This window comes from Neosynechococcus sphagnicola sy1, assembly GCF_000775285.1.
In the GTDB taxonomy this organism is placed as follows: Bacteria; Cyanobacteriota; Cyanobacteriia; order Neosynechococcales; family Neosynechococcaceae; genus Neosynechococcus; species Neosynechococcus sphagnicola.
The window spans coordinates 1-4,844 of the sequence record NZ_JJML01000085.1 but is presented as its reverse complement, the minus strand read 5'-3'; the positions used below and the strand labels follow the sequence as shown (position 1 = coordinate 4,844).

4 protein-coding genes are annotated in these 4,844 nt (G+C 52.1%); all 4 read right to left on the bottom strand.

Annotated features, from left to right (window positions below; genetic code table 11):
• Positions 1-11: 11 nt before the first annotated feature.
• Positions 12-2,117, bottom strand: a complete 2,106-nt coding sequence (locus tag DO97_RS19905; protein WP_239651913.1) for a DEAD/DEAH box helicase — start codon at positions 2,115-2,117, stop codon at positions 12-14.
• 13 nt (positions 2,118-2,130) lie between these two features.
• Positions 2,131-2,538 carry a type II toxin-antitoxin system VapC family toxin gene (locus DO97_RS19900; protein WP_036536947.1) on the bottom strand — a complete coding sequence of 136 codons (408 nt, stop codon included), beginning with the start codon at positions 2,536-2,538 and terminating at the stop codon, positions 2,131-2,133.
• A gap of 8 nt (positions 2,539-2,546) precedes the next feature.
• Entirely contained in the window at positions 2,547-2,786 is a 240-nt protein-coding gene (locus DO97_RS19895; RefSeq protein WP_036536945.1) for a DUF2281 domain-containing protein, read from the bottom strand.
• A gap of 43 nt (positions 2,787-2,829) precedes the next feature.
• The coding region (locus DO97_RS24560) for a class I SAM-dependent DNA methyltransferase (RefSeq protein ID WP_036536942.1) at positions 2,830-4,844 on the bottom strand (2,015 nt) is incomplete at its 5' end.

Genomic DNA, 4,844 nt, shown 5'->3' with positions numbered 1-4,844 from the left:
CTTGTCCTCCTTCACTTTGCGTTGTAAGAAGGCGATTCCCTCTGCCATCCGTTTTTTCCCAGGGATCCACTGCCGTGAGGGAGGGGAGTCTCCCTTTTTTCCTGCTTAAACCGCAACGCTCGTTTTGCCAAGTCTCGCGCTTCTTCCACGGAAAGATTGATCCGTTTGGCAGCAATCACTTCTGCGACCTGCTTCAGCCGTTCTTCGCTCATGGACTTAGCGAGGATGGCGTAGGCTTCGCCAAAGGGATTGATGCGATCGATCAGATCCATGTCGAGTTCAGTGACCGATAGGGCAAACTGCCGTACCCCGTCGATCAGGGCTGTGTTTTTTGGGGCTTCTCTGTCATCAGGATTTACAGTCTTCTCCCCTCTCCCAAGTCGGGAGAGGGGAGAGGGGAGAAGACTGTAGGTGCCACTTGCTTCGTTTACGGCTTGTTTTGCCTGTTGCACGAGGTTGAGGGCGGCGATCGCGTGCTGGCGAACGGCTTCTTGATCCTCTTCCTCTAAATTCGGGAACTTCTCTTTGACGATTTTGCCCATGCGTACCTGGGTCAGTTCTTCGGGAACCAGTTCTTCATCGAACAGACCCCGCTCGATCGTGGGCTTGTCTTGGACAAAGGCAGTCACCAGTTCGGTCAAGTCTTCGCGGCAGATGCGAGTCGCTTCCTGGCTCTTGGGTGCGGCTAGCCCCTTGATTTCTAGCTGAATTTGACCCGTTTCGGGATTAACACCCACGTTACACTTGCCCGGATCGTAGCCGCCTTGCCCATAGTCAAAGCCGGGAGTGGGTTGATTGTCGGAGCGCTTGCGTTTGAACTCGAAGCGGGGCGCGAGTACCTGCTCCATGAGGAGGCTAGCCGCGATCGCCTTGAGCGTATCATTCACGGCTTCGGTAACGGCGGCTTCGCTGGCATCGGGTTCGGCGATCAGGTTCGTGAACCGAGCGCGGGTCTTGCCGGGAGCATCGCGGGTGGCGCGACCGATGATCTGGATAATTTCCGTCAGGCTGGAGCGGTAGCCGATCGTCAGGGCATGTTCGCACCAGATCCAGTCGAAGCCTTCTTTTGCCATACCGAGGGCAATGATGATGTCCACATGGTCGCGATCGTGCTTGTGGGCGGAGTCTTTGAGGGCAGCGGCGACCTGATCGCGTTTGGTGGAATCATCGTCTACCAGATCGGCAATTTTGAGAACCTTACCGTTGGTGGTTTTGACCAGTTGAAACCCGGTTTTTGGATCGATACCCTGCCATTCGCCCAGTTCTTCGATGATGTGTTCGACTTCGCGGATCTTGTCCTTGGTGCTTTCGCGGGAGTTGACATTGGGAATATGCAGAATGGTTTTTTCGTTGGGGTTAAGCACCTGCATGATTTCGTCGGTGTAGCTGCCAGCGTAGAAGTAGTAACCGATGTCGAGTTGCTTCAGGTATTGGTAGCCGTTGAGCTGTTCGTAGTAGGTGTAGGTGACGGTTTCAAAGCGGGATTCGTCGTCGGGATGGAGCACGGCTTCGGCATCGCCGCGAAAGTAGGAGCCAGTCATGGCGACGATGTGGGTTTTGTCGCGGGTCATGAGTTGGCGGATGTGGTCGCCCAGCTTGTTGTCGGGCTTGGCGGAAACATGGTGAAACTCGTCTACGGCAATCAGGCGATCGTCCAACACCTCTACCCCAAACTTATCCACGGCGAAGCGGAAGGTGGCGTGGGTACAGACCAACACCTTGGCATCGCTGTCGAGGAATTTTTTCACCGCATCGACTTTGCCGCCATTGTCTCCCCCTGGTGCGTCGCAGAGGTTCCACCGGGGTTCGACCTGCCAATCAGCCCAAAAGCCAAACTGACTCAGCGGCTCGTTGTGGAAGCTGGAGCCGATCGCTTTTTCGGGGACGACAATGATCGCTTGCTTGAGCTTCTGGTTCTCTAGTTTGTCGAGGGCGATGAACATCAGTGCCCGACTTTTGCCAGATGCCGGGGGCGATTTGATCAGCAGATATTGTTCGCCGCGCTTTTGGTAGGCGCGTTCTTGCATGGGGCGCATTCCCAGAGCGTTGGCTTTGGTAGAGGTGCCATCCTGGGCGTAGGTGACAGAAACGGAGGGAATGGCGATGGGGTTGCTCATGGGTACTTTTTGGCTAAAGCTGGTTTAAGAGTTCTGTGGGCGAGTAAATCGGGAGATTGCTACCCCTGAAGTCTTGGCGATCGCGGGTGACGATCGCATCGAGTTGATTGAGGGTGGCGCAGGCGAGTTGGATGCTGTCTTCAAAGTCTTTCAGTTCCAGGTTGAGGGCAGTTTCGACGGTCTGGTAATCAACGGCACAAAATCGAAGACCAATCAGGAGTCGATTTATAGCAGCAAGGGCGACTTCACGACCTTCAGTTTTACGGATAATGTAAAAAATATTGGTGATGGTGGTGGCGGCGATATACCCAGTCAAATTGCCCTGTTCAATTTGCTCAAAGAGGGAGATCGCAATCTCGACAAAGGGTTCTCGTTCCAGAATTAGGTCTAGGACGATGTTGGTATCGATGAGAATTTTCACGGGTAGGCTTATCGGTATTTTTGGGTCAAATAGTCGGCGTATTCTGCTTGCAGTTCGCTGTCGCTAGGGGTTGCTTTGGGGCGTTTGGCAATGCCCCGAAGTCCAGTGAGGGTGCCGGGGGAGATAGCCGGGGGTGGCGTAGGGGTCAGTTGTTTTTGCTGGAGAAATTCGGCGAAGTGGAGGACTTCATTAATTTGGCTTTCTGGGAGGATTTGGATCAGTTGGTAGAGTTTCTCAGCGGCTTTCATGGCTTGTAGGAATGGATGAGTTGTATTTGTGTTTGTATTATGGCTAAATTTTCCGTTTTCCTGGCTTTTTCGCTGGCTTTTGCTGGCTAGTCATCTTTGTATATAGCTCAAAGAGCTTTTCCAGGCGTTCGGTGTCGTTTTTGAAGCGGCGACCGATGTAGATGCGCTCCAGGATCTCATCGTTTCTGTCGTGCGCCTCCCGCACCAGCGGAAATTCACTGTCCATGCGATCGGGGTCGTACATCTCGGCAATGGTGGCGGGGAAATAATGCTCCCGCGCCAGCAGAATCTCTTCGGCGCAGCGGGTGAGTTCAGTTTTGTTTTGCTCGGTGAGAGTGGGGACAGGGAAGGTGTTCCAGCCGAGGGTGTTGGAGTAGCGAAAGTCGGTTTTGAGCTTGCCGCAGACAGTGGCGATCCAGACCAGGTGCAGGCGGGAGGCGATCAGCGCCATGTTCCAGAGCGGCGCATCGTAGAGGGCAAAGGCTTCGGTCGTTACGGTGCTATGACTATCAATAAGTCCATTTGGCAAGAATGGTCGGCTTTCAGAAGAGGTTCGAGGGACAGTTATTGTCCAGTATTTTCCTATATTCATCTCACGCATTTGGTGGGAACGCGCCGCCATTTTATTGGTGCCGGCATCTTTGCTTTCGAGGCGCATTTCCCGAACACTTTCAATTCTTCTTCTAATTGATTCAATACCTAGCGCGTGCTGTAGTCGCTCATCTTCTATCCAAAGGCAATATCGCACAAGACCACGAATAAACTCGGCAGATCCATAAATACGACGAACTAGAATCTGCTTATCTTGAAATGTAAGTGCTAATTCTCTAAGTTCTGCTGCTGATAGAAGAAGATTTCCACCGTCAACTGGCATATTCCCAAAAGACATATCGTGTAATCCAGCAATACTTTCTTGCTGGCTCGTCACAATAATATTTTCTCCTACGGTCAGGTAGGGAGTAATGTTATCAGCCTCTCTCACTTCCACCTCACCATTACGTCCTATATCAAAAAGATGACGTTTTTTTGATTTCGCCTGAGATAAACCAATGATTGAGACAGTTACACCAGCATTATGGCTGGCAAGATTAGCCCATTTAAATGACGTATATGCAAAGCGGATGATCGAGCCTGTTTCAAAGATGGTAGGCCACAGTATTGGCACGATACGCCCTTGACATATTGAATTCGTACTCACAAATGCTGCTTCTGCAACAGTGTGCTGAGCATATTCGGCTGCTTTCATAAACCAGCCACCAACATAGTCAATCTGCTTAGATGAAACCTTGTATGGCTTAAAAACAAGGGCAAGATCTGATTTCTGTTCCTTTGTCTGTGTTTGACTTCCTTTATAAGGCGGATTTCCACAGATATAAGTCTCCCCGCCCTCATTCTCAAAATCAATCTCAGTCTGTTCCAGCGGTGTACTAAATAAATCCTCTGCGACTAACTTCACCCCCGTTCCCGTCGGTGGGCAAAGACTCAACCAATCCAACCGCAACGCATTGCCACAGGTAATCCAGTTATCATCCTTCAGGGGCAAAAACTCCGCCAGTGCCAGCTTGGGTCCCCGATAGAGCACATCACACTGATACTCGGCAATAATCAACGCCAGCCGCGCAATCTCGGCGGCAAAATGGCGCAGTTCGATGCCGCGAAAGTTGGTCAGGGGAATGTCGGAGCGGCGATCGGGTTCATTCCGGCGCTGGTTGATGGTGGCTTCGATCGCCCGCATCTCCTTATAGGCAATCACCAAAAAATTGCCTGAGCCACAGGCGGGGTCAAACACCCGAATTTTTGCCAGCCGTTGCCGCAGATTCAACAGCTTGCGGGCATTGTCGCCTGCGGCTTCTAGCTGGGCGCGTAAGTCATCCAAAAACAACGGATTCAGCACCTTGAGGATATTCGGCACACTGGTATAGTGCATCCCCAGCGCTCCCCGCTCTTCCTCATCCGCCACCGCCTGAATCATGGAGCCAAAGATGTCGGGGTTGATCTGTTTCCAATCGAGATTGCCGACATGGAGCAGGTAGGAGCGAGCGATTTTGCTGAAGCGGG